At 61.3% G+C, this 24,232-nt stretch carries 20 protein-coding genes and 1 riboswitch; of the genes, 6 read left to right on the top strand and 14 right to left on the bottom strand.

The genetic code is table 11. The annotated features are described in order from the left end of the window. Positions 1–9: 9 nt before the first annotated feature. Positions 10–1,038: a flagellar motor protein MotB gene (gene motB / locus PPUTUW4_RS02230; RefSeq protein WP_015093221.1), complete on the bottom strand. Its 1,029-nt coding sequence runs from the start codon at positions 1,036–1,038 to the stop codon at positions 10–12. A gap of 3 nt (positions 1,039–1,041) precedes the next feature. Then, complete coding sequence (gene motA, locus PPUTUW4_RS02225; RefSeq protein ID WP_015093220.1) at positions 1,042–1,893, bottom strand: flagellar motor stator protein MotA; 852 nt, start codon at positions 1,891–1,893, stop codon at positions 1,042–1,044. A 167-nt stretch (positions 1,894–2,060) separates the two neighbouring features. Between motA and PPUTUW4_RS02220 the strand changes: the two genes are divergently transcribed. From PPUTUW4_RS02220 to asd, 3 genes are read left to right on the top strand one after another with little or no spacing between them, the layout of a single operon-like run. Then, complete coding sequence (locus PPUTUW4_RS02220; protein ID WP_015093219.1) at positions 2,061–3,599, top strand: HDOD domain-containing protein; 1,539 nt, start codon at positions 2,061–2,063, stop codon at positions 3,597–3,599. A 42-nt stretch (positions 3,600–3,641) separates the two neighbouring features. Beyond that, positions 3,642–4,466 (top strand): rhodanese-like domain-containing protein, encoded by an 825-nt coding sequence (locus PPUTUW4_RS02215; RefSeq protein ID WP_015093218.1) that lies wholly within the window; start codon positions 3,642–3,644, stop codon positions 4,464–4,466. Positions 4,467–4,475: 9 nt separating this feature from the next. Next, positions 4,476–5,336, top strand: a complete 861-nt coding sequence (gene asd / locus PPUTUW4_RS02210; RefSeq protein ID WP_015093217.1) for an archaetidylserine decarboxylase — start codon at positions 4,476–4,478, stop codon at positions 5,334–5,336. 130 nt (positions 5,337–5,466) lie between these two features. Here asd and serB read toward each other — a convergent pair whose 3' ends face one another. Continuing rightward, positions 5,467–6,681 carry a phosphoserine phosphatase SerB gene (gene serB, locus PPUTUW4_RS02205; RefSeq protein WP_007977477.1) on the bottom strand — a complete coding sequence of 405 codons (1,215 nt, stop codon included), beginning with the start codon at positions 6,679–6,681 and terminating at the stop codon, positions 5,467–5,469. Positions 6,682–6,816: 135 nt separating this feature from the next. Here serB and PPUTUW4_RS02200 point away from each other — a divergent pair, with 135 nt between their 5' ends. Next, positions 6,817–8,334 (top strand): AhpA/YtjB family protein, encoded by a 1,518-nt coding sequence (locus PPUTUW4_RS02200; RefSeq protein ID WP_015093216.1) that lies wholly within the window; start codon positions 6,817–6,819, stop codon positions 8,332–8,334. 260 nt (positions 8,335–8,594) lie between these two features. Here the strand turns inward: PPUTUW4_RS02200 and PPUTUW4_RS02195 are convergent, their stop codons facing one another. The 9 genes from PPUTUW4_RS02195 to PPUTUW4_RS02155 form a co-directional block, all read right to left on the bottom strand. After that, positions 8,595–9,308 carry an ABC-type transport auxiliary lipoprotein family protein gene (locus PPUTUW4_RS02195; protein ID WP_015093215.1) on the bottom strand — a complete coding sequence of 238 codons (714 nt, stop codon included), beginning with the start codon at positions 9,306–9,308 and terminating at the stop codon, positions 8,595–8,597. A 175-nt stretch (positions 9,309–9,483) separates the two neighbouring features. Further along, positions 9,484–11,751: a DNA topoisomerase IV subunit A gene (gene parC, locus PPUTUW4_RS02190; protein ID WP_015093214.1), complete on the bottom strand. Its 2,268-nt coding sequence runs from the start codon at positions 11,749–11,751 to the stop codon at positions 9,484–9,486. 7 nt (positions 11,752–11,758) lie between these two features. Continuing rightward, on the bottom strand, positions 11,759–12,283 hold the full coding sequence (locus tag PPUTUW4_RS02185; RefSeq protein WP_015093213.1) for a TIGR02281 family clan AA aspartic protease: 525 nt from the start codon (positions 12,281–12,283) through the stop codon (positions 11,759–11,761). After that, positions 12,280–13,269: an esterase-like activity of phytase family protein gene (locus PPUTUW4_RS02180; RefSeq protein ID WP_015093212.1), complete on the bottom strand. Its 990-nt coding sequence runs from the start codon at positions 13,267–13,269 to the stop codon at positions 12,280–12,282. Before PPUTUW4_RS02180 ends, PPUTUW4_RS02185 begins: the two co-directional genes overlap by 4 nt. Next, entirely contained in the window at positions 13,269–15,173 is a 1,905-nt protein-coding gene (gene parE, locus PPUTUW4_RS02175) for a DNA topoisomerase IV subunit B (protein ID WP_007977465.1), read from the bottom strand. The genes PPUTUW4_RS02180 and parE overlap by 1 nt, the downstream gene beginning before the upstream one ends. A 50-nt stretch (positions 15,174–15,223) precedes the next feature. Further along, positions 15,224–15,832, bottom strand: a complete 609-nt coding sequence (locus PPUTUW4_RS02170; protein ID WP_015093211.1) for a YqiA/YcfP family alpha/beta fold hydrolase — start codon at positions 15,830–15,832, stop codon at positions 15,224–15,226. A 203-nt stretch (positions 15,833–16,035) separates the two neighbouring features. Then, positions 16,036–16,851, bottom strand: a complete 816-nt coding sequence (cpdA, locus tag PPUTUW4_RS02165) for a 3',5'-cyclic-AMP phosphodiesterase (protein ID WP_015093210.1) — start codon at positions 16,849–16,851, stop codon at positions 16,036–16,038. 112 nt (positions 16,852–16,963) lie between these two features. Beyond that, positions 16,964–17,416, bottom strand: a complete 453-nt coding sequence (locus tag PPUTUW4_RS02160; RefSeq protein ID WP_007977461.1) for a DUF1249 domain-containing protein — start codon at positions 17,414–17,416, stop codon at positions 16,964–16,966. After that, the gene (locus PPUTUW4_RS02155) at positions 17,407–18,024 is read right to left on the bottom strand and encodes an NUDIX domain-containing protein (protein ID WP_015093209.1); all 618 of its coding nucleotides are present in this window, start codon (positions 18,022–18,024) and stop codon (positions 17,407–17,409) included. Before PPUTUW4_RS02155 ends, PPUTUW4_RS02160 begins: the two co-directional genes overlap by 10 nt. A 224-nt stretch (positions 18,025–18,248) precedes the next feature. Between PPUTUW4_RS02155 and PPUTUW4_RS02150 the strand changes: the two genes are divergently transcribed. Continuing rightward, positions 18,249–18,995 (top strand): RsiV family protein, encoded by a 747-nt coding sequence (locus PPUTUW4_RS02150; protein ID WP_015093208.1) that lies wholly within the window; start codon positions 18,249–18,251, stop codon positions 18,993–18,995. Here the strand turns inward: PPUTUW4_RS02150 and cytX are convergent. Continuing rightward, positions 18,964–20,256 (bottom strand): putative hydroxymethylpyrimidine transporter CytX, encoded by a 1,293-nt coding sequence (gene cytX / locus PPUTUW4_RS02145; RefSeq protein WP_015093207.1) that lies wholly within the window; start codon positions 20,254–20,256, stop codon positions 18,964–18,966. The genes PPUTUW4_RS02150 and cytX overlap by 32 nt on opposite strands. A gap of 149 nt (positions 20,257–20,405) precedes the next feature. Further along, positions 20,406–22,295 carry a phosphomethylpyrimidine synthase ThiC gene (gene thiC / locus PPUTUW4_RS02140; protein ID WP_015093206.1) on the bottom strand — a complete coding sequence of 630 codons (1,890 nt, stop codon included), beginning with the start codon at positions 22,293–22,295 and terminating at the stop codon, positions 20,406–20,408. A gap of 150 nt (positions 22,296–22,445) precedes the next feature. Continuing rightward, positions 22,446–22,551: riboswitch (TPP riboswitch) on the bottom strand. Positions 22,552–22,756: 205 nt separating this feature from the next. Here thiC and PPUTUW4_RS02135 point away from each other — a divergent pair. Further along, positions 22,757–24,196: a TolC family outer membrane protein gene (locus tag PPUTUW4_RS02135; protein WP_015093205.1), complete on the top strand. Its 1,440-nt coding sequence runs from the start codon at positions 22,757–22,759 to the stop codon at positions 24,194–24,196. Positions 24,197–24,232: the final 36 nt, after the last annotated feature.

Genomic DNA, 24,232 nt, shown 5'->3' with positions numbered 1-24,232 from the left:
TTTTGTACGTCACTGCCTGGGTGGTTCAGCCGTTTTCGGCGCCGGATCATCAAACAGATTCAAACGCTCGCGCAGTTCGTGGGCCGGCAGCGGTTCCTTGTCCGCCGGCAATGCGTTCGGGTCGACCGGTGCGGTCGGTGCTGCACCTGGTGCAGCCGAACCTTGCGGCGCATCGGGAGCAGGCTCCGCGCCTTGCGAGCCTTCGATCGCACGCTGGGCTTTCTTGGTCAGCACCACGATGTCGATACGGCGGTTCACCGGGTTGAACGGATTCTCGCGATCGAACAACGCCGACGAGGCATAACCAACCACGCGCGCCACCTGTGCATCCGGATAGCTGCCCGCCACCAGCGCACGCCGTGCGGCGTTGGCACGGTTGGCCGAGAGTTCCCAGTTACCGAAATCACCAGTACCGGTGTATGGCTTGGCATCGGTGTGGCCGCTGATGCTGATCTTGTTCGGCACCGCCTTGATGGTGTCGGCCATGGCCAGCAGGATGTCTTCGAAATACGGTTTCAAGCGAGCTGAGCCCGAGTCGAACATCGGGCGATTTTCCGCGTCCATGATCTGGATACGCAGGCCGTCCTGAGTGATTTCGAACAGGATCTGGTCCTTGAACTTCTGCATCTGCGGGTTTTCTTCGACCTTGTTCTGCAGTTCCTGCAGCAACAACTCGAGGCGCTCCTTTTCGACCTGCTCGGCCATGCCTTCGACCTGGTCGACATCGACGGTGACTTTGTCCGGCTGCGGCTGGGACTTCACCTCAGGGTTGAGGGTGTTTTCCGGCGCCAGGGTCGGCGTGCCGCCCAGATCGATGATGTACGGCGTGCCGCTTTCGGAAAAGCCGATCGGGTCCTTGAAGTAACCGGCGATGGCGATCTTCTGTTCCGGCGTGGCGGTGGACAGCAGCCACAACACCAGGAAGAACGCCATCATCGCCGTGGCGAAGTCGGCGAAGGCGATTTTCCACGCGCCCCCGTGATGCCCGCCAGCGATGCGCTTGACGCGCTTGATGATTATCGGCTGATTATTTTCCATAACTTAACGACCGCGAACCGCTTGTTCCAGCTCGGCGAAGCTTGGACGGTGCGCCGGGTACAGGACCTTGCGTCCGAACTCTACGGCCAGCGATGGCGGCATGCCGGAAGCCGAAGCCACCAGCGAGGCCTTGATGGCTTCGTAGACGTTCAGCTCCTCCTTGGCATCGTGGGCCAGGGAATGGGCCAGCGGGCCAAAGAAACCGTAGGCGGCGAGAATACCGAAGAAGGTACCAACCAGTGCCGCACCGACGTGCAGGCCGATGGACTTCTGGTCGCCCTCACCCAGCGAAGCCATGGTCACCACAATACCCAGTACCGCCGCGACGATACCGAAACCGGGCATAGCGTCGGCGATGCCGTTGACCGCGTGGGATGGGTGCTCCAGGTCTTCCTTGAGGCTGAACAGCTCCATGTCGAACAGGCCTTCAAGCTCGTGCGGGGCCATGTTGCCGGAGGACATGATGCGCAGGTAATCACAGATGAACGCGGTCATGCGTTCGTCCTTGAGGACCGTCGGGTACTTGGCGAAGATCGGGCTCGCGGCGGCATCTTCGATGTCGCCTTCGATGGCCATCATGCCTTCGCGGCGGCTCTTGTTGAGGATCTCGTAGATCAGGCCCAGCACTTCAAGGTAAAAGGCGTGGTTGAAACGCGAACTGAACATGCTCAAAGACTTCTTGAGCACGTGCATCGTCATGTAGCCGGGGTTGGCCTGCAAGAAGGCGCCGAGGGCCGCACCACCGATGATCATGACCTCGAAAGGCTGGATCAGGGCGGCAATCTTGCCGTGGGAAAGCACGTATCCGCCGAGCACGCTCGCGAATACGACGATGATGCCGATAATTTTAGCCATAGGTTAGGAGAGCACTTACTGAGTCGGGTTCAAGGTCATATTCGGAAGTTAAAAAATCTCTTCTTCTACTTATCGGCAAAACTGCGCCAGACTATAGCCAGTTCAGGCGAAAAGCTAATTTGACCCCTTCAGGGCACAGGTATTGTTGACGATGATCGCCTCCCACCATGGTTAACGAAACGAACGTTCCAACACCAAAACCGACGACGCTCGAAGGCTGGGTCAAGCTGCTCGATGGCGTGCGCCTGCCGGTTCCGCAAGCCAGCCACGACCGGGTCTGCAAGGCCATCCGCGACAATCGCAGCTCGCTGCGCGATATCGCCGACCTCATGCAAGGCAGCCCCGCCCTGGCCTTGAGCGTGATTCGCGAAGCCAACCGGCACACCCACGGCGGTATGGCCGAGCCGGCGGAAAACCTCGAGATAGCGATCAATCGCCTCGGCTTGAAGCGCGCCGAAGAGCTGCTCGCACGCCTGCCCGCCGAACCCCAGTCCGAAATCCCCAAAGCCTTGCGTCAGCTGCAGATGATCAGCCAGCACGCCACGCAACAGGCCAATGGTTTTTTTGCCAGTCGCCTGGCGCGCCTGTGGCAGGACATCCACTGGGGTAGCCTGCTGTTTCTTTCGCCCCTGTGGCCTTTGGCGCTGACCCATCCAAAACTGCTCGAAGACTGGGAACTGCGGGTCATCCATAAAGGTGAGTCGGCACGTAAAGTCGAAGTGCAACTGTTTGGCGTACGCCTGCTGGACATCGGCCAGGCGCTGGTGGAGGTCTGGCGCTTGCCGATCTGGGTGCAACAGGGCTATCGCCTGCTGCTCACCGAGCAGCGGGAGCTGGTGAAAGTCCTGCGCATCGCCCGTGACAGCGAGCACCCGTTGCGCCAGCAGAACCGCCTCGATGACGATCCGACCCTGCGCCGCTGGCTCAATCAACCGGCCAATACGGTGCTGCTGGCCAACGGGCTGGCGCTGTCGGCACAACACGCCTGGGACAGCCCGCACAGTGAACGCTGGCAGTACCTGACCAGCCTTTACCTGCAAATGCCAATGGATGAGGTGCAACAACAACTGCACCAGCAAGCCGCCAACAGCGCGCGTCATCACGCCATGCCCGACCTCTGGCACCCCGCCGAATCGCTGATCTGGCCGTGGGGCATGAACCGTATCCACGCTGGCCTGCTACCAGCCGCGGCACCCACTGCCGAAGATCTCGCGAAATGGCGCAAGCAATGCGCCGAATTGCTGGTCGAGCCGAGTCGCTTCACCAACGCCATGCACTTGACCATCGCCGCCCGGGACGCCCTCGTGGCCTGCGGCATGCGTCGGGTGATGATCCTGATGGCCGACCGTACCCATGCCAACCTGCGTGTGCACCAGACGGCCGGCCTGGCGAAGGAGACAGCCGGGCTGAACTTCGTGGTCAGCCAGAGCAACGTGTTGCAACGCCTGCTCGCGCAACAGGCCCAGGTCCGCCTGACGCCGACCAACAACGCGCAATTCTCGGCCCTGCTGCCCAACAGCCTGCGTTCGCAGTTCAGCGGCGAACACCTGCTGCTGCGCTCGCTGGTCAATAATGGCCGGGTGATCATGATCGTCGTGGCGGACCAGGGCGGCGGGCCGTTTTCGGAAATTTCCGTACAGGCCTTCGGCAAAACCGCGCAGTGCATCGAAAAAGCCCTGCACAGCTTTAGCCACCGCGGCCAATAAGGCTGCGCTACAATCCTCCCTTTTGTGCTCTGGAGACCTCACATGTCTGACTTCTCTGGCTTGCCGCTGGTGATCGAGCCGAGCGACTTGCTCCCTCGCCTCGACGCCCGCGAACTGATTCTGGTGGACTTGACCAGTCCCGCCCGCTACGCCGAGGGACACATTCCCGGCGCGCGCTTTGTCGATCCGAAACGCACGCAACTGGGGCAGGCCCCCGCCCCGGGATTGATGCCCCCGCAGGCAGCGCTCGAAACGCTGTTTGGCGAGTTGGGACACAATCCCGATGCGGTCTACGTGGTGTATGACGACGAAGGCGGCGGTTGGGCTGGACGCTTCATCTGGCTGCTGGATGTCATCGGCCACAGCAAGTACCACTATGTCGACGGCGGCCTGACGGCCTGGCTGGCAGAAGGTTTGCCCATGTCGATCCAGATCCCGCCAGCCGTGGGCGGCCCGGTTTCTCTGACCTTGCACGACGAACCCACCGCCACCCGCGAATACCTGCAAAGCCGCCTCGGCGCTGCCGACCTGGCCATCTGGGACGCACGCGGGCCGCTGGAGTATTCCGGCGAGAAAGTCCTGGCGGCCAAGGGCGGGCACATTCCCGGCGCGGTCAATTTCGAGTGGACCGCCGGCATGGATCGGGCACGCCAGCTGCGCATCCGCACCGACATGCCGCAGATCCTCGAACAACTCGGGATCAGCAAAGACAAAGAAGTGATTACACACTGCCAGACCCACCACCGTTCTGGCTTCACCTATCTGGTGGCCAAGGCTCTCGGTTATCCGCGGGTCAAGGGCTACGCCGGCTCTTGGGGCGAATGGGGCAACCATCCCGATACCCCGGTAGAAATTCAAGATTTTTAAGGACTGTTAATGAACAAGCGTCTGTTTCTCCTCGGCCAGTACCTGCTGCCCCACAACTTGCTCTCGCGACTGGCCGGCTGCATCGCCGAATGCCGCGTGCGCTGGTTCAAGAATGCCTTTACCGCCTGGTTCGCCAAGCGCTATCAGGTGGACATGTCCCAGGCGCTGGTCGAAGACCTGACTGCCTACGAGCACTTCAACGCGTTCTTCACCCGCGCACTGAAAGACGGTGCCCGTCCGTTGGACGAAACTCCGGGCGCGATCCTCTGCCCGGCCGACGGCGCGATCAGCCAGCTCGGCCCGATCGAGCACGGTCGTGTATTCCAGGCCAAGGGCCACAGCTTCAGCGTGCTGGAACTGTTGGGTGGCGATGCGGCGAATGCTGCGCCGTTCATGGGCGGTGACTTCGCGACCATCTACCTGTCGCCGAAGGACTACCACCGCGTGCACATGCCGCTGGCCGGCACCCTGCGCGAGATGGTCTACATCCCGGGCCGTCTGTTCTCGGTCAACCAGACCACCGCTGAAAACGTCCCGGAACTGTTCGCCCGCAACGAGCGCGTGGCGTGCATTTTCGACACCGAGCGCGGGCCGATGGCCGTGGTGCTGGTGGGCGCGATGATCGTGGCTTCGATTGAAACCGTCTGGGCCGGCCTGGTCACGCCGCCGAAACGCGAGCTGAAAACCTTCCGCTACGACGAAGCCGCTCGCGCGCCGATCCATCTGGAAAAAGGTGCGGAACTGGGACGCTTCAAGCTGGGTTCGACCGCCGTCGTGCTGTTCGGGCCGGATCAGGTGAAGTGGGCTGAAGAAATGACTGCCGGCACAGCGGTGCAGATGGGTCAGGGCATGGGTTCGCCAAAGGCCTGATAGACACCGCCATTCACTGTAGGAGCGAGCCTGCTCGCGATGGACGTTAACGATGACGCGGGCATTCTGAATGCCCGCGTCGCTCTCAGGTTCATCGCGAGCAGGCTCGCTCCTACAGTGGGTTTGCGCGTTACAGCTGTCCGTCGCGATCGCGGAAGCCCAGCAGGTACAACACGCCATCCAGGCCCAGCGTCGAAATGGCCTGCTTGGCCGACTGCTTGACCAGCGGCTTGGCGCGGAACGCTACGCCCAACCCGGCAATCGCCAGCATCGGCAAGTCATTGGCACCGTCACCGACCGCAATGGTCTGCTCCAGGCGCAAGCCTTCCTTGTGTGCCAGTTCCTTCAGCAAATCCGCCTTGCGCTGCGCATCGACAATCGGCTCGACCGCCACGCCGGTGACTTTGCCGTCGACCACTTCCAGCTCGTTGGCGAACACATAGTCGATTCCCAGCTTGGCCTGCAGTTGCTTGGCGAAGTAGGTGAAGCCACCCGACAGAATCGCGGTCTTGTAGCCCAGGCGTTTGAGTTCGGCGAACAGGGTTTCCGCGCCTTCGGTCAGGCGCAACGAAGCACCGATGGAATCCAGCACGCCAACGTCCAGACCTTTGAGCAAGGCCAGGCGCTCCTTGAAGCTGGCGCGAAAATCCAGCTCGCCGGCCATTGCCCGCTCGGTGATTTCCGAAACCTTGTCACCCACGCCAGCCGCCTTGGCCAGTTCGTCGATCACTTCGGCTTCGATCAGGGTCGAGTCCATGTCGAACACCGCCAGGCGACGGTTGCGACGGAACAGCGAATCTTCCTGGAAGGCGATGTCGACGTTCAGTTCCTGGGCAACACTGAGGAATTCGGCCCGCAGCGCCTGCGGATCAGCCGCCTCGCCACGCACGGAAAACTCGATGCAGCCCTTGCCCTTGTCGGCCGGGGTGTCCAGCGGCATGCGCCCGGACAGACGATCGATGTGGTCAATGTTCAGTCCATATTTGGCGGTGATCGAACTCACGGCCTGCAACTGCCCGGCTGTCACCTTGCGGGTCAACAGGGTCACGATGTGGCGCTTTTTGCCCTGGTTGCCGACCCACTGCTGGTAATCCTGTTCGGACACCGGTGTGAAACGCACCTGTTGATCGAGCTCGTAGCCCTTGAACAGGATGTCCTTGAGCACGGACTTGCCTTGCTCGGTGTCGGGAATTTCAACCAGGATGCCGAACGACAAGGTGTCGTGGATCACCGCCTGACCGATGTCGAGAATGTTCACACCACCCTGGGCCAGAACGCCGGTAATGGCCGCAGTCAGACCCGGACGGTCGACTCCCGTGATGTTTATCAGGACGATTTCGCGCAAGGCGCACCCCCGCAGGTGGAAAAAAACCGCATTCTACCCACTTTCAGTGACCATCGGGCACCGTGAGCGCTTTGACGGTCTAGGGCCTGTCGCTATACTGCGCGTCAACTTCACGGACAAAAGAGCCGAGCTCAAGTGAACCGGCCTACGCCAGTAAAAACCGATAACTTCTTCCTGCTGATCTTCCGGGCACTGCGCCACCGCCGTGTACCGATTGCATTGCGCATCGCCAGCCATAACGTGATCCTGGTCGCCCTGGCCCTGGTCATCTATGCCGGCGTGATGGGCCTGCAATTCAAGCAGGCCATGCATGAGCAGGCGGATGCGCTGGGCGAAAGCCTGACAACGCAGACGGCCACTTCGGCCACGGAGCTGTTGGTGTCCAACGACATCCTCAGCCTCAATGTGCTGCTCAATAACCTGACCAAGAACAAGCTGGTGGCCCACGCCGCCATCTACAGTCCGGACAACCGCATCCTTGCCGAATCCGGCCAGCGTCCCAAGCATGGCCTGCTGGGCGAAGCCGAAGGCATGTACCAGAGCAAGATCACCTTCCAGGACGTGACCGCCGGGCAATTGCGCATCAGTCTGGACATGGACCAATTCCAGCAGCCGATGACCATCAGCCTGCAAAGCATGGGCATCCTCAGCGCCATCCTGCTGGCCCTGTCCCTGGCCCTGAGCCTGCGCATGGGGCGATATCTCTCAACGCCCCTGCTGCAATTGCGGGTGTGGCTGCGCAATATCGATGAATACACCCCGGCCACCGACCGCCAGGACGAAATCGGCGACCTGGCTCGTCAGCTGCACGCCAACTTCGCCCCGGAGCCTGCCCCTGTGCCGGAACCGGAGCCGGAATTCGACGAGGCCGATGACGAGGCCGACCCGGCCTTCGAAGTCCGTAACCTGCGCGATCCGAGTTTCGACGAGAGCCGCCCGGTAGCGGCGCTCAAGCCAGCGCCACGGCAGATCGTCAGCACCGTCGAAGACGACGATGACGAAGACCCGTTCGCCGATCTTCGCGACGAGGCGCTGGACAGCACCCCGCAACCGGTGATTCGCAAGGCTACGCCGAGCGTGCCACAACACAGCGCGGTACTGGCGGTGCAACTGGGTTCCCAGGAGCAACTGCGACGCCTGCCGCGGGCGCGCCTTGAAGAACTGCTGGAGCGTTATCGCGATTGCCTCGACCAGGCCGCATCGCTGTATCAAGGCGAAGTGGAGACCTTGAACGATGGCAGTACGCTGATGCTGTTCCACACCGAAGACAGCGGCGACGATTACCTGACCAACGCCATTTGCTGTGGCGAGCTGCTGCGGGCCTTGGGCCACCAGTTGCAGATCGAAGTCGCGGACAGCGGCATCACCCTGCAATTGCAGCTGGGCCTGACCCTGGGCGACGAACTGTTCGGCCTGAGCCAGATCGACCTGCTGCTGACCGACCCTGCCCAGGACGCCCTGGCCCTGTCGCAACACAGCCGCAACCTGCTGCTGGTGGAACGCAAGATCAGCGACGACGCCTTGATCCGTCAGCGCGCACGGATCCGCCCGATTGCCAGCCCTGAAGGTGCATGCTGCGTGGAACGGTTGATGGAGCCGTATCCATCGATGCTTGAGCGGCAACTGGCGCGGATGCACGAGCGCCGGGCTTAAACCTTAGGCCCGGCCACGATGAAGCCCGCAGATGAGTGATCGTCTGCGGGCTTTTTTGTTGCCTGTCATGACGCTTTCGCGAGCAGGCTCGCTCCCACAATTGATCCGGGTTTACCACAACGGAGTGCTCACTGAAGATCCCCTGTGGGAGCGAGCCTGCTCGCGATGAGGCCACCAGTCACACTAGAGATCGCCAGCCGGCAGAAACAATAAAGCCCGCACAAGGCGGGCTTTATTGAGGGAACAGCTTCAGCTCTGGCTTAGAAGCGGAACACTTCCATATCCGTACGAATAGGCGCGGCCATCGGGATCTTCGGCTGCTTTTCCTGTTCTACCGCAGGTGCAGCCGCCTTGGCTGGCGCTTTACGCGGGACTTCGGCGATTGGTGGCTGATTGGCCAGCGGCTTGAGCGCCACCGACAGTTGCTCGGCCAGGCGTTGCAACAACACGCCCTGTGCCTGGACCTGAGCCGCCGTACTACCGGCATGCTGTTCCTGCAAATGGATGATGCGGTTGTCGCGGACCTGCCCGCGACGGTCGATCAGGCGCCATTGCGCATCGAGGATCGCCGGTTGTTTTGCACCCGAATCCAGGCGCGTGATGGTCAGCAGCACCTGAACGTCCGGGGTGAAACCCAATGTTGCCGGGGCCAGCACTACGCGCTGGCTGTCCAGGTGACCCGCGACCTGACGCAGCAGCAACTGATCAATATCCGACGAAAGGCTGCCGGCCCAACGACCGTCGGTCGATGCTTGCAAGCTGCCATCCGGCTGACGCTGCAACAGGGTTTCGCGCTGCAGGTAGTCGGCCACGGTAACCGGGCCCAACAATACCGCCATGCCCGCGTTCTGTGCAGGCTGAACCGGGGTTCCAGCGTCCAGCTGATACAACGACACCGGTTGGTGAACGCTGCAACCCGCCAGGCCAAGAATGCCGGCGAGCATAAGAATAAAAGGAAGGCGCAGAGCAGTCATCGTCCCATCCAGGTGATCAATAAAAGGCTGATCACAGTGAAAATACTCAATAAATATGAAGAACGCGCGGCAGTGCCGGCGCTTGAAAGGCCATATCATCCGTGAATATGCGTTCCGACTCCAGCGCAAAGCGCCGAACTACGGGTTAATTCGTAGTTCGGCGCTTCTATGTCGCCTAATTGAGGTTTTCGACGAGCAGCGCATCTACCCTCTGGAAGCCACGCGGCAGTTTGTTGCCACGACGGCCACGTTCACCTTTGTAGTGTTCGAGGTCGTCCGCTTTCAGTGACAAGGTACGTTTCCCGGCCTGCAACACCAATGTTGCACCGTCCGGCAATACGGCGATGTCCGTCACATACTCTTCGCGACTGGCCACTCGCTCACCGGGAATCCCGATGATCTTGTTGCCTTTGCCTTTCCCTAATTGTGGCAGGTCGCTGATCTTGAAGATCAACAGGCGACCTTCGGTCGTCACCGACGCCAGCCAGTTCTGCTCACGATCGGCCACAGGGCGCGGCAGCATGACCTTGGCGTTGTTCGGCAGGCTCAACAGGGCCTTGCCCGCCTTGTTCTTGGCTTGCAGGTCCTCGCCCTTGACCACGAAACCGTAGCCGGCGTCGGAGGCGATCACGTACAGCGCGTCGTCTTCGGGCATCAGCACGCATTCGAAACTCGCTCCCGGTGGCGGTGTCAGGCGACCGGTCAGCGGTTCGCCCTGGCCACGGGCCGACGGCAAGGTATGGGCGGCCACAGAATAACTGCGGCCGGTGGAGTCGATAAACACGGCAAACTGGTTGGAGCGCCCGGCGGCCAGCGCCTTGAAACCGTCCCCGGCCTTGTAGGAAAGCCCGGTGGCATCGATCTCGTGGCCTTTGGCGGAACGAATCCAGCCTTTTTCCGACAATACGACCGTCACTTTCTCGTTCGGCAGCAGATCGTGCTCGGTCAGGGCCTTGGCCTCGGCGCGCTCGACAATCGGCGAACGACGGTCGTCGCCGTAGGTTTCGGCGTCCTTGATCAGCTCGGTGCGCACCAGTTTCTTCAACTTGGCTTCGCTGCTCAGCAGGGCTTGCAGCTTGGCTTGTTCCTTGAGCAGTTCATCCTGCTCGGCACGCAGCTTCATCTCTTCCAGTCGCGCCAGCTGACGCAAACGGGTGTCGAGGATGTAGTCGGCCTGGATCTCGCTCAGGGCGAAGCGTTCGATCAGTTTGGCCCGTGGCTGTTCCTCGGTACGGATGATGTGGATCACTTCATCCAGGTTGAGGTAGGCAATCAGCAAACCGTCCAACAGGTGCAGGCGACGCTCAACCTTGTCGAGGCGGAATTGCAGGCGACGACGCACGGTCTGCACCCGGAATTCCAGCCATTCGACCAGCAGCGCGCGCAGGTTTTTCAGCTGCGGTTTGCCGTCCAGACCGATGATGTTGATGTTGACCCGGTAGCTCGACTCCAGCTCGGTGCTGGCGAACAGGTGTTGCATCAAGGCATCGTGGTCGAAGTTCTTGCGCGCCCCCGGAATGATCACGATCCGGCACGGGTTTTCGTGGTCGGATTCGTCGCGCAGGTCGGCGATTTGCGGGGCCTTGGACGGCTTGGCCTGCATCATCGCGGCGATCTGTTCCAGCACCTTGGCGCCCGAGACCTGATGCGGCAACGCGGTGACGATGATGTCGCCGTCTTCGATGTGATACACGGCGCGCATGCGCACCGAGCCGCGACCGGTCTCGTAGATTTTCAGCAAGTCGGCGCGCGGGGTGATGATTTCCGCTTCGGTCGGATAATCCGGGCCCTGGATGTGTTCGCAGAGCTGTTCGACCGTGGCCTTGGGCTCATCGAGCAAACGCACGCACGCCGTGGCGACTTCGCGCAGGTTGTGCGGCGGCACGTCGGTGGCCATGCCCACGGCGATGCCGGTGGTGCCGTTGAGCAGGATGTTGGGCAAACGGGCCGGCAGGACCAGCGGCTCGTCCAGCGTGCCGTCGAAGTTCGGCCCCCAGTCCGCCGTGCCCTGGCCCAGCTCGCTGAGCAGCACTTCGGAATAACGCGACAGCCGCGCCTCGGTGTAACGCATGGCGGCGAAGGACTTGGGATCATCCGGCGCACCCCAGTTGCCCTGGCCGTCGACCAGCGTGTAGCGGTAGCTGAACGGCTGGGCCATCAGCACCATGGCTTCGTAGCAGGCCGAGTCGCCGTGGGGGTGGAATTTACCGAGCACGTCACCGACGGTACGCGCCGATTTCTTGTGCTTGGAATCGGCGTCCAGCCCCAGCTCGCTCATGGCGTAGACGATACGCCGCTGTACCGGTTTCAGACCGTCGCCGATATGCGGCAAGGCACGGTCCATGATCACGTACATGGAGTAGTTGAGGTAGGCATTTTCGGTGAAGTCAGCCAGTGACCGGCGTTCTACACCGTCCAGGCTGAGATCAAGGGAGTCGCTCATGCGGGCCTCATCGGTTCGTTGTCTGGCGCAGCAGCATGGTGCCACCGCGCTGGGTAAATTCAAGTTTGTTCAGTGCGCTCATGCCGAGCAACACCTGATCGCCATGCAGCCCCGGGGCCACCAGTGCGCGCACATCCAGCAGCACGATGTCGCCCAGTTGCAGCCGTTCAATACGGGTGCGATAGCCCTGGCTCAGGCCATTGGCCGTGCTCAGGGTCACGCCGAATCCTTCTTCGAGCTTCAAACGCTTGGCCAGGTCCGCCGGAATCGACACATCGGTCGCCCCGGTATCAAGCATGAAGTCCACCGGCTGGCCATTGATCTGGCCGCTGGCAACGAAATGCCCCTGCACATTGCTGACCAGTTTCACCTCGATGAAACCTTCGCCCTGCTCCGAGCTGACCACCACGTTCGGATTTTGCTGCCGCGCTTCCCACTGGGCGAAAAAACGTGTGGCCAGAAACAGCGCTGCGCACCAGGCCAGCACCATAAACACCCGGCCGATGCGCTGCCCCGGCGTTTGCTGCCTCACAGCCTGGCACTCCAGCCACCGTCCGGTACCGCGAAGCGCCAGACCACCGGACGCACTTCACCATCGGCGCGCGCACCGAAGTTATTGTCGACACCGATCCACGCGCCATCAGCATCCACGATCAACGCTTCTTCCAACCCGTAGTCCTGTGGATAACGACGGTTTTCCTGCAATAACTCGGCGGCGTACGACCAGCAGCGCTCGACCCTGGCCGTCTGCGGATCCCGGCGACAAATCTGATAGGCGTTGCGTTCAAGGGTGAACAGCTTGCCGTTGAACAGCGCCAGGTCAGAGAAATCCCGCGAGACAGCTCTGGCGTGGGGAAACTGCTCGGGTTGCATTTCCATGCCCGCCTCGCTCAGCAGCACGCAGCCGCCGTCGCAATCCCACAACGTCTGCTTGCGTTTGATCATCAGCAGTCCGCGGCCTTTACGCTCGGCGGCGAGCCACATCTGATCGCCCGCCGGATTGACCGCCAGCCCTTCAAACAGTGCATTGAATTGCAACAGCAAACCTCTGGCCCGCGCCTCGCGAACCATCATCGGCGAAATTTTCAGCCAGGTAGCAGGCCCTGTTGGCGGCACTTGCAAGACAGCGGCATGGCCTTCGCTGACGATGTAGCGATTGCCGGCGCTGTCGCAAGTGATGCCTTCGAAGTCCAGATCGCCGCCACGCACGAACGAAGCCCCCCAGACACGAGACTTCAGCCCCCAGGGCAAACCGCTGTCAGGCACCGGTGGTACATCAATGTGCACCGTTTGTGCCTGCCACACGGATTCGCGGGTATCGAGGCGGTAGATCTGATCATCGTCGCGGTCGGAAACTGCCCACAAGTCATTGCCGCACTGCGCCAGCCCGGACAGGTTGCCACCGGGCATGCCATCGATGACATGCCCGGACAACACGCGCAGCTGTGGCGCCGGCTCGGCAGATACCGTAATCGACGTCAGCAGCAACGCACAGGCCAGGGCAAAGCCCAGACGCATCAGCCCAGCACCTCGGCCAGGTTGCCCTTGGACTCCAGCCAGGTCTTGCGGTCGCCAGCGCGTTTCTTCGCCAGCAGCATGTCCATCATTTCCGAGGTCGCCTCGAAATCTTCCAGGGTCAACTGCACCAGACGCCGAGTGTTCGGGTCCATGGTGGTTTCACGCAGCTGCGGCGGGTTCATTTCACCCAGGCCCTTGAATCGGGTGACCTGTGGTTTGCCGCGTTTCTTCTCGGCTACCAGACGATCGAGGATGCCGTCGCGTTCGGCTTCATCCAGGGCGTAGTAGATTTCCTTGCCCAGGTCGATGCGGTACAGCGGCGGCATGGCCACGTAGACGTGACCGGCATCCACCAGCGGGCGGAAGTGCTGGACGAACAAGGCGCACAGCAAGGTCGCGATGTGCAGACCGTCGGAGTCGGCGTCGGCGAGGATGCAGATCTTGCCGTAGCGCAGTTGGCTCATGTCGGCCGCACCCGGATCGACACCGATCGCCACGGCGATGTTGTGCACCTCCTGGCTGGCCAGCACTTCGCTGCCGTCGACTTCCCAGGTGTTGAGGATCTTGCCGCGCAACGGCAGGATCGCCTGGAATTCTTTGTCCCGCGCCTGCTTGGCCGAGCCGCCGGCGGAATCACCTTCCACCAGGAACAGCTCGGAACGCATCGGGTCCTGCCCGGCACAGTCGGCCAGCTTGCCCGGCAGCGCCGGGCCTTGGGTAATGCGTTTGCGCTCGACCTTCTTGCTGGCCTTGAGGCGACGGCCGGCGTTGTTGATCGCCAGTTCCGCCAGCAGCATGCCGGTTTCCGGGTGGGCGTTGAGCCACAGGCTGAACGCATCCTTGACCACACCGGAAACAAACGCCGCCGCTTCACGGGACGACAGGCGCTCCTTGGTCTGGCCGGAGAACTGCGGCTCCTGCATTTTCATCGACAGTACGAAGGCAATGCGCTCCCAGACGTCTTCCGGCGCCAGCTTCACGCCGCGCGGCAGCAGGCTGCGGAATTCGCAGAACTCGCGCATGGCGTCGAGCAGACCTTGGCGCAAACCGTTGACGTGGGTACCGCCCTGGGCGGTCGGGATCAGGTTGACGTAGCTTTCCTGTACCGCGTCGCCACCTTCTGGCAGCCACAGCAGAGCCCAATCGACCGCTTCCTTATTACCGGCCAGGCTGCCGCAGAACGGCTCGTCCGGCAGGCGCTCGAATTCGCTGACCGCATCCACCAGATAGGAACGCAGGCCGTCTTCGTAATGCCATTCGACTTTCTCGCCGGTGGCCTTGTCTTCAAAGCTGACCAGCAGCCCCGGGCACAACACGGCCTTGGCCTTGAGCACGTGCTTGAGGCGGCTGATGGAGAATTTCGGGGAGTCGAAGTATTTCGGATCCGGTGCGAAGAACACACTGGTGCCGGTGTTGCGTTTGCCAACAGTGCCAACGATCTCCAGTTCGGTGGCCTTGTAGCCATCCTTGAAGGTCATCTGGTACTCGTTGCCGTCACGCTTGACCCGCACCCGCACTTCGGTGGACAAAGCGTTGACCACGGAAATACCCACCCCGTGCAAACCGCCGGAGAACTGGTAGTTCTTGTTGGAAAACTTGCCACCGGCATGAAGCTTGGTGAGGATCAACTCGACGCCCGAAACACCTTCCTCGGGGTGAATGTCCACCGGCATGCCACGGCCGTCATCGCTGACTTCCAGCGAATGGTCGGCATGCAGGATCACCTGTACCGAGGAGGCATGCCCGGCCAGGGCTTCGTCGACGCTGTTGTCGATGACTTCCTGGGCAAGGTGGTTCGGCCGACTGGTGTCGGTGTACATGCCGGGGCGTTTGCGCACCGGGTCGAGGCCCGAGAGGACTTCGATGGCGTCGGCGTTATAAGAGCTAGCGCTGGGAGTGGCCATGGGGTCTCGTCGTCAGTGTTCGGTGAAAAAAGAATTCATGGGGCTATCGCTCACAATGCGGTGAAATCGATTGCCTGATACAAATCGGCGCCGATGCCGGCAAAACTCAACATGGCCGGCAATCGCGTGGCAAAACCCTGGAAACTGTGGTCGCCACCGGCCTGGATACGCAAGGCGCATGCCCGGTAATACTGCTGGGCGAGACGATAGTCCAACGTTTCGTCAGCTGTCTGCAACCATACCTGATAACGCTGCGGATCCCGGGGTGCCGGCACTTCCAGTTCGGCCAGGGCCGTCACGTGGTCGTGGGTCAATTCCCAGGCCTCTTCGGTATACAGGTTTTTCTGCGTCCCCAGATAGCCGTCGAACATCCGGTGCGGGCTGACGGCAGGGTTGATCAACAGGGCTTTCAAGCCATGGCGCTCGGCCAGGTGAGTGGCATAGTAGCCGCCGAGGGAGCTGCCGACCAGCAATGGCCGTCCCAGTTCGGCGATCGCCTGCTCCAGCTGCTCGATAGCCTGGCGCGGGTGGTGGTGCAATGCCGGAACGCGCAACTGTTCGCTCAGGCCCAGACGCTCCATCACCTCGACCAACTGGCAGGCCTTCTTCGACAACGGCGAGCTGTTGAAGCCGTGGATATAAAGGATCGAACCGGACATTTGAGTTCCCTGTGCGTCGGCTAAAAAGCCGCAGTTTACAGGGACTCTGGGGAATCGGGGATATCCGCGAAATTCAAGGTGCCTGTATAGACGACTTCGCGAGCAAGCCCGCTCCCACAGGGGATTTGTGACCGACGCAGGTCAAATGTGGGAGCGGGCTTGCTCGCGAAGGCCGCGCCCCGGTTTTCCAGAAAAATGAAAAATCAGTAGCCGCTGGAACCGTAATCCACAGTGAAATCGAACCCGGTAACCCGCTCTACCCCGGTTTCCAGCCCCCCATCGGACAGCAGTCGCAACCAGCGATAACCCGGTGCCTGCTCCCCGACCTTGAAATCCTCGCTGCCCGGCTCGAACTGGATGCAGGTCGAGGGTGAGGCGATCAAACGTACGCCGTTGCGCATCTGATCGATTTCCTGGTGCACATGCCCCCACAACACCGCGCGCACCTGTTCGAAACGGTCCAGCACGGCGAACAGCGCCTCGGGATTGCGCAAGCCAATAGGTTCCATCCAGGCACAACCGATGGACACAGGGTGATGGTGGAAGCACACCAGATGATGGCGTTCCGGTGCTTCGCTCAATGAACGCGCGAGCAACTGCAGCTGTTCATCCTGCAAATACCCCGGCACCGAGCCCGGCACCGCCGAATCGAGCATCGTGACCCGCCAGTTGCCGATATCCACCACCGGTTCGAGCAAAGCGCTCTGCACCGCCGCCGCGGCCATGATCTGCGGCTCATCGTGATTGCCGGGAATCCAGCGCGCCGGCGCATCCAACTGGCTCGTCATCTCGCGAAATTTCCGGTAGGACGCAAGCGTCCCATCCTGGGACAGATCACCCGTGGCCAGGATCAAATCGATCCGCGGCTGTTGCGCGCGCACCAGTTCGATGACCTTTTGCAGGCTATCGCGGGTGTTCATGCCCAGCAGCGTACCGTCCGCTTCGGCAAACAGATGGCTGTCGGAGAGTTGCACCAGCAACGCCGGATCGGCGGTGGTCAATGTGGATACGCTCGGCAAGGCGTTCTCCCAGGGCGTGATCACGGGAATGGGTAAGTGCCGCAATTATGCTGGGGGACGATCGAAAGGGGAAATCCGTGAACCTGACGCAGTTCACAACTGCGCTTCGCAGTTAACGTACTACTTCGTACTCATGCCCCAGCGCCAGGCAATGGCTCAGCCATTCGCCCAGAAACATGTTCAGCTGGGCCTTTTCGTCCGGCTGGTGCATCGAGGCGTTCGGGTAAGGATAGATGCCGCGAAAGCGTCGTGCATGTTCGGCGCTGACCACTTCGGCCATGCGTGCATCGTGATAGACCTGCACTTCCAGTTGCGGCACCGGCAGCCACGGCAGGCTGTGTTCCTGGCGCACTTGCAGGGTCGTGGTGTAAGGACAGGTCAGCAATACCTCCAGGGCCAGCACGCCGAGCATCTGGTCGCCATGGGTCACGGCGATGCGTCGCGCGGCAGGCTCGCTGCGCATGTCCGGCAGCAGTCGCATCAGGCGCGCGTAGTTCGCCTCGCAGGACGCTTGCAGCCCCACCAGATCTACCCGATAGCGATCGCGCAGCTTGTTTACGACCATAACCCCCTCACTTCAACGCGGTTCAAAGCCAGCCATTGCAAGGCAATGATGCTCGCCGCGTTGGCAATACGCCCGTCGCGCACGGCTTGCAGGGCATCTTCGAAAGCCCAGACCGTGACGCGGATGTCTTCTGCCTCTTCCTCCAGCCCATGCAGGCCGCCAACCCCGGTAGTGTCACAACGCCCCAGGTACAAATGCACGAACTCGTTACTGCCGCCCGGCGATGGAAAATATTTGAGCATCGGCCAGAGCGCCCCGATTTCCAGCCCAGCTTCCTCCTGCGCTTCGCGGTGAGCAACTGCTTCCGGCACTTCATCCTTGTCGATCAGACCAGCGACCAGTTCGATCAGCCACGGGTTGTCGGTCTTGCCCATGGCGCCGACGCGAAACTGCTCGATCAGCACCACTTCATCGCGCTGCGGATCGTAAGGCAGCATGCAGACCGCATCATGGCGCACGAACACTTCACGATTGATCTCACGGCTCATGCCCCCGGCGAACAATTCGTGGCGCAAGTGCACGCGTTCGAGTTTGTAGAAGCCCTCGTAGCATTTTTCGCGCCGCACGATATCAACGGCGGTCGGAATGGCGTTGGCAAAATCCGTCATGACAATCCTCGTTACTGCGAATCCTGTTCGAGGTTCCTTTTTTCCTGGGCCTCGACTTCGCGCCATCCTAACGCGCCCGTGATGTTTGATGCAGCCCCTTTCCCGTCAGCGGGATGGACGGTGAAGGCGAAACCCTCTCTAATTAGCTTAGTGGCGAACTGATTGCTTTGTTGAGAGTCGAAGCCGGTAACTTTTTGCCTTCCCCTGTTTCAGAAAGGACGCCCATGTCGCTTTTCAAAATCGCCTCCGTGGCCGCCATCGCCCTGACCCTGGGCGCTTGCGCGAGCCTGTTCCAGCCCAACTACCGGACGCCGCTGGAAACCACCCGCGACGCTTCCGAGCAACTCAAGCCCGGTTGCAGCAACCCGGAGTGCCCGCTGGTCAACATCGACACCCTGCACTTTCCCGACGAGCCTGCACTGGACGGCATCATCGAAAAACGCCTGCTGCAAATGACCCGCACCTCGCCCGACGCGCCGGTGGCACCGACCCTGGCGGCCTATCGCGAAGAGTTTTTGCGCACCGCCGGCCCGCGCAACAGCAGCTATCTGCAGGCCAAGGTACGTGAGCAGCATGACGGCTTGGTGATCATCGAATTGTCCAGCTACCTGGACACCGGCGGCGCCCATGGCACGCCGGGGCGGGGTTTCATCAACTACTCGCGCCAGCAGCATAAAGTGCTGACGTTGTCCGACATGTTGGTGCCGGGGCAGGAAGACGCGTTCTGGAAAGCCGCGCAAGTGGCGCACAACAGCTGGCTGATCAGCACCAAGCTCGATCAGGAACCGGAGTTCGTCAAGAGCTGGCCGTTCCAGAAAACCCAGAACGTGGCGCTGACCTACGGCGGGGTGATCCTCAAGTACGAAACCAGCAGCATTGCGCCTTACGCGTTGGGCCATGTCGAACTGAAGATCCCCTATCCTCGCCTGAACGGCATCATCAAACCCGAGCTGTTTCCCGGCCGTAACTGAAAGCCCGGCCCAGCACCAGCTGCAGCAACCCTGCCAGGACCAGCGCCGGCAGGGTGGCACCCACGTCCGGATACAGATTGGCCAGCAGATGGTAGGTGCTGACCCCGCCCAGCCAGGCGAGCAGCGCCGGCCAGCGCAAAGCGGTTGAAGCCACCTGGCCACTGCGCTTGCGCAGGATGAAGTGGTCCACCAGCACCACGCCGAACAACGGCGCAAACACCGATCCGATCAGCAGCAGGAAGTTCTGGTACTGGGCCACTGGCGCCAGGAAGGCGATCAGGGTGCAGATTACACCGATGGCAAGCGCCAGATGCTCGACCTTCAAGCGCAACAGAATCCCGCTGGAAACGGCCGCCGAGTGAATATCGGCGAAGGCTTTTTCCGACTCGTCCAGCAGGATCAGCAGCAACGGAATCCCCAGGCCGGCGCCGGCCAGCGCCAACAGCAAGGCATTGACTTCACCGCTCGGCGCGAATGCCAGGGTGTAGGCCACGCCCAGGCTCATCAGCCAGAAGTTACCGATAAAGAATCCGATGGCCGTGCCACCAAAGACGCTTTTCGCACGCTTGCCGAAACGCGAGTAGTCGGCAATCAGCGGCAGCCAGGAGAGCGGCATGGCAATGGCGATGTCGAAACCCACGGCAAACGGCATCGAACCGTCACCGGCCTTGGCCCACAACGCGGCCAGGTCAGCCTTGGCGAACAGGTTCCAGGTCAGCCAGATGCACGCGGCCAGCAGCAGCCAGATACCCCACTTGCGCAGGATCTGCCGGACGAAGGTCAACGGGCCGCTGACCGCCAACAGGGTCGCCAGGGCGCCGAAGAACAGGGTCCAGAGCAGCGGATTCGACAGCAGGCTGCCTTCGTTGAAGGCCTTCGCGCCCAACAGGCTGGCGGCATCGCGCATGACAATGATTTCGAACGAACCCCAGCCGATCAGCTGCAGCAGGTTCAGCACCGCCGGCAGGCTCGCGCCCTTGGTACCGAGGCTGAGCTTGAGGGCGGCCATCGACGACAGGCCGGTGTCACTGCCAATCACCCCGACCGCCGCCAGCAGCAGAACGCCGACCAGGGTGCCGAGGAAAATCGCCAGCAACGAACCGGACAGGCCCAGGCCCGGCGCGAGCAATGCACCGGTCTGCAACACCATCAGGCCGATGCCGAGGGAGAACCACAGGGAAAACAGATCGCGACCGCCGAACACACGCTTGTCGGTCGGCACCGCGATGTCAGGGGAGTAAGTGCTGGGTTGAATGCTCAAGGGTGTTATCTCAGAGGGACATTTGTTGTTTTCTTGATTGCCTTCGCGAGCAGGCTCGCTCCCACATTGGGTTTGCGTCGTTCACAAATCCCCTGTGGGAGCGAGCCTGCTCGCGAAGACGGCGGTGAGTACACCGCCGATCTGTCAGATCAAACCTTCTTGTACAACTGACTGCCTTCCTGCTTGAAGCGCTCAGCCTGTTCGGCCATGCCTTGGGCGACGTCCACGTCGACCGCTTCGATCCGTTGGTTGGCCGCATACTCGCGGACTTCCTGGGTGATTTTCATCGAGCAGAACTTCGGCCCGCACATCGAGCAGAAGTGCGCGACCTTGGCCGAATCCTTCGGCAGGGTTTCGTCGTGATACGAACGCGCGGTATCCGGATCGAGGCCCAGGTTGAACTGGTCTTCCCAACGGAACTCGAAACGCGCCTTGCTCAAGGCATTGTCGCGGATCTGTGCGCCCGGGTGCCCCTTCGCCAGATCGGCGGCGTGCGCGGCGATCTTGTAGGTGATGATCCCGGTCTTCACGTCATCCTTGTTCGGCAGGCCCAGGTGCTCCTTCGGCGTCACGTAGCAGAGCATGGCGCAACCGAACCAGCCGATCATCGCCGCACCGATGCCCGAGGTGATGTGGTCGTAGCCCGGCGCGATGTCGGTGGTCAGCGGACCGAGGGTGTAGAACGGCGCCTCATCGCAGCACTCCAGCTGCTTGTCCATGTTCTCCTTGATCAACTGCATCGGCACGTGGCCCGGGCCTTCGATCATGCACTGCACATCGTGTTTCCAGGCAATCTTGGTCAGCTCGCCGAGGGTTTCCAGCTCGCCGAACTGAGCTTCGTCGTTAGCGTCGGCAATCGAACCCGGACGCAGGCCATCACCCAGCGAGAAGCTGACGTCGTAGGCCTTCATGATTTCGCAGATTTCGTCGAAATGAGTGTAGAGGAAGTTCTCTTTGTGGTGCGCCAGACACCACTTGGCCATGATCGAGCCGCCACGAGACACGATGCCGGTCACGCGCTTGGCGGTCATCGGTACGTAGCGCAGCAACACCCCGGCGTGGATGGTGAAGTAGTCGACGCCCTGCTCGGCCTGTTCGATCAGCGTGTCGCGGAACAGCTCCCAGGTCAGGTCTTCGGCCACGCCGTTGACCTTCTCCAGCGCCTGGTAGATCGGCACCGTACCGATCGGTACCGGCGAGTTGCGGATGATCCACTCACGGGTTTCGTGGATGTGCTTGCCGGTGGACAGGTCCATGACCGTGTCCGACCCCCAGCGAATGCCCCAGGTCAGTTTCGCCACTTCTTCTTCGATGGACGACCCCAGGGCGCTGTTGCCGATGTTTCCGTTGATCTTCACCAGGAAGTTACGGCCGATGATCATCGGTTCCAGTTCGGTGTGGTTGATGTTGGCCGGGATGATCGCGCGGCCGCGGGCGATTTCCTCTCGGACGAATTCAGGGGTGATTTCTTTCGGGATGCTCGCGCCGAAACTGTGGCCGGCGTGCTGTTGCTTCAACAGGCCGGCGGCGCGGGCCTCTTGCAGCTTCATGTTTTCGCGGATGGCGACGTATTCCATCTCGGCGGTGATGATGCCTTTGCGCGCGTAGTGCATCTGGCTGACGTTGGCCCCGGCCTTGGCGCGGCGCGGGTTGTTCACGTGGGCAAAGCGCAGTTTGGTCAGCTCTGGATCGGCAAGGCGCTCCTGACCGAAGTTCGAGCTCAGGCCACTCAGGCGTTCGGTGTCACCACGGTCGTCGATCCACGCTGAACGCACGTCGCCCAGGCCTTTACGCACGTCAATCACCACGTTGGGATCGGTGTAGGGACCCGAGGTATCGTAGACAGTCACCGGGGCGTTGATTTCGCCACCGAAGTCAGTCGGCGTCACGTCCAGGGTGATTTCGCGCATCGGCACGCGGATGTCCGGGCGAGAGCCCTGGACGTAGATTTTTTGCGAACGGGTAAAGGGTTGAACCGACTGCTCATCGACCTTGGCCGACTCACTGAGGTTGATCGCGTTTTTTGCTTTTATGGTCATCACGGGCTCTCCAGACAGCATCCAGGCAGTGGATTGTCGGAGCAGAACCTGAAAGGCACGGACGCACCAGGACTGGTGCTGTGCGTCGTCACACGGGGAGCGTTCGATTGTCGAACAATTTCCCGGACGAAGCACAAGAGGACTCGCCGGGTGACGAGAAATCTTGTTCCCTACGCAGGCGCTAACCTGATCAGGTTCAACGGGATCCGAAATTATTCGATCTCAGCCTCATAGCAAGGCACCCCGACAAGAACCCGGCCAGTCTAGACACAACTGGCAGAGAACGCCAACCCCCCGGCAAATACCATGATGAATGGCGTAATAACACGCAGTATCAGGATTGTTGCCCCCCCAATGCGCAACTACACTCGCTACGCTGAGCCGCGCATTGACGCTGTCGAAGCAGAGCCTTAGCCTTGGCGCTCAAATTACCTTTGTAATATCAATTCTAGGGATCGTCTATGCTGCGCAAACTCTCACTGGCCCTTGCCGTGTCTTGTGCGTCCAACGGATTGGCCTGGGCAGCAGATGCGCCCTTATCGAACAAGAACGACCTCGTCAGCGTTTATCAGGAAGCCGTCAACAACAACGCCGATCTGGCGGCGGCCATCGCCCAATATGGCGCGCAGAAGGAAGTCGTCCCCCAGGCCCGCGCCGGGCTGCTGCCGAACCTCTCGGGCGGCGCCAATGTTTCCGAGGTGCGGACCTCGCTCGATCAACCGTCGGGCACGTCCAACCGCGATGCCCATTCCTACCAGGCCACTTTGGCGCAGCCGCTGTTCCGGGCAGACCGCTGGTTCCAGTTCCAGGCCGCCAAGGAAGTCAACGAACAGGCTGCCCTGCAACTCTCGGCGACCGAGCAGAACCTGATCCTGCAAACCGCCGACAGCTATTTCAACGTGCTGCGCACCCAGGACAACCTGGCCTCGACCAAGGCCGAAGAAGCGGCGTTCAAGCGCCAGCTCGATCAATCCAACGAGCGCTTCGATGTCGGCCTCTCGGACAAGACCGACGTATTGAACTCACAGGCCAGCTACGACACCGCACGCGCCAACCGCATCGTTGCGCAGCGTCAGGTGGACGACGCCTTTGAAGCATTGATCACCCTGACCAACCGTCAGTACAACTCGATCTGGGGCATCAGCCATAACCTGCCGATCCTGCCGCCAGTACCGAACGACGCCAAGGCCTGGGTCGAAACCGCGGGCAGGCAGAACCTCAATCTGTTGGCCAGCAACTATGCCGTCAGCGCCGCCGAGCAAACCCTCAAGCAACGCAAGTCCGGGCACTTGCCAACGGTTGACGCGATCGCCAAGTACGAGAAAGGCGACAACGATGCACTGGGCTTCAGCAACCCGAACAACCTGCCCCAGGCGTACGGTGGCGACGTCGATCAAACCACTGTCGGCCTGCAACTGAACATCCCGATCTACAGCGGTGGCCTGATCAACTCCCAGGTGCGCCAGTCGTATGCACAACTGGACCAGACCGAGCAGCAACGCGAAGCCCTGCGCCGCAGCATCGTGGAAAACACCCGCGACCTGCACCGCGCGGTGAACACCGATGTCGAGCAGGTACAGGCGCGCAAGCAATCGATCATCTCCAACCAGAGCGCGGTGGAAGCGACTGAAATCGGCTATCAGGTGGGGACGCGAAACATCGTCGACGTGCTGGATGCACAGCGCTCGCTCTACAACTCGGTGCGCGACTACAACAACACCCGCTACGACTACATCCTCGACAACCTGCGCTTGAAGCAACAGGCCGGCACGTTGAATCCGGGGGACCTGCAAAACCTGGCACGCTGGCTCAATCCCAACTACAACCCGGACAAGGATTTCCTGCCACCGGATCTGGCCAAGGCGGCAGAGGAACAGTTGAAAGCGCGGCCAGAGCAGTAAAAGCAAAAGCTTCGCGAGCAGGCTCGCTCCCACAGT

This window comes from Pseudomonas sp. UW4 (assembly GCF_000316175.1).
Taxonomy (GTDB): domain Bacteria; phylum Pseudomonadota; class Gammaproteobacteria; order Pseudomonadales; family Pseudomonadaceae; genus Aquipseudomonas; species Aquipseudomonas laurylsulfatiphila.
The sequence above is the reverse complement of the archived record's forward strand: the minus strand, read 5'-3'. Positions and strand labels throughout refer to the sequence as shown.

Bases quoted from the DNA above. Each gene is read 5' to 3' on its own strand.
- motB (WP_015093221.1), bottom strand. From the start codon at position 1,038: ATGGAAAATAATCAGCCGATAATCATCAAGCGCGTCAAGCGCATCGCT.
- motA (WP_015093220.1), bottom strand. From the start codon at position 1,893: ATGGCTAAAATTATCGGCATCATCGTCGTATTCGCGAGCGTGCTCGGC.
- PPUTUW4_RS02220 (WP_015093219.1), top strand. From the start codon at position 2,061: ATGGTTAACGAAACGAACGTTCCAACACCAAAACCGACGACGCTCGAA.
- PPUTUW4_RS02215 (WP_015093218.1), top strand. From the start codon at position 3,642: ATGTCTGACTTCTCTGGCTTGCCGCTGGTGATCGAGCCGAGCGACTTG.
- asd (WP_015093217.1), top strand. From the start codon at position 4,476: ATGAACAAGCGTCTGTTTCTCCTCGGCCAGTACCTGCTGCCCCACAAC.
- PPUTUW4_RS02195 (WP_015093215.1), bottom strand. From the start codon at position 9,308: ATGACTGCTCTGCGCCTTCCTTTTATTCTTATGCTCGCCGGCATTCTT.
- parC (WP_015093214.1), bottom strand. From the start codon at position 11,751: ATGAGCGACTCCCTTGATCTCAGCCTGGACGGTGTAGAACGCCGGTCA.
- PPUTUW4_RS02180 (WP_015093212.1), bottom strand. From the start codon at position 13,269: ATGCGTCTGGGCTTTGCCCTGGCCTGTGCGTTGCTGCTGACGTCGATT.
- parE (WP_007977465.1), bottom strand. From the start codon at position 15,173: ATGGCCACTCCCAGCGCTAGCTCTTATAACGCCGACGCCATCGAAGTC.
- PPUTUW4_RS02170 (WP_015093211.1), bottom strand. From the start codon at position 15,832: ATGTCCGGTTCGATCCTTTATATCCACGGCTTCAACAGCTCGCCGTTG.
- PPUTUW4_RS02160 (WP_007977461.1), bottom strand. From the start codon at position 17,416: ATGGTCGTAAACAAGCTGCGCGATCGCTATCGGGTAGATCTGGTGGGG.
- PPUTUW4_RS02155 (WP_015093209.1), bottom strand. From the start codon at position 18,024: ATGACGGATTTTGCCAACGCCATTCCGACCGCCGTTGATATCGTGCGG.
- PPUTUW4_RS02150 (WP_015093208.1), top strand. From the start codon at position 18,249: ATGTCGCTTTTCAAAATCGCCTCCGTGGCCGCCATCGCCCTGACCCTG.
- thiC (WP_015093206.1), bottom strand. From the start codon at position 22,295: ATGACCATAAAAGCAAAAAACGCGATCAACCTCAGTGAGTCGGCCAAG.
- PPUTUW4_RS02135 (WP_015093205.1), top strand. From the start codon at position 22,757: ATGCTGCGCAAACTCTCACTGGCCCTTGCCGTGTCTTGTGCGTCCAAC.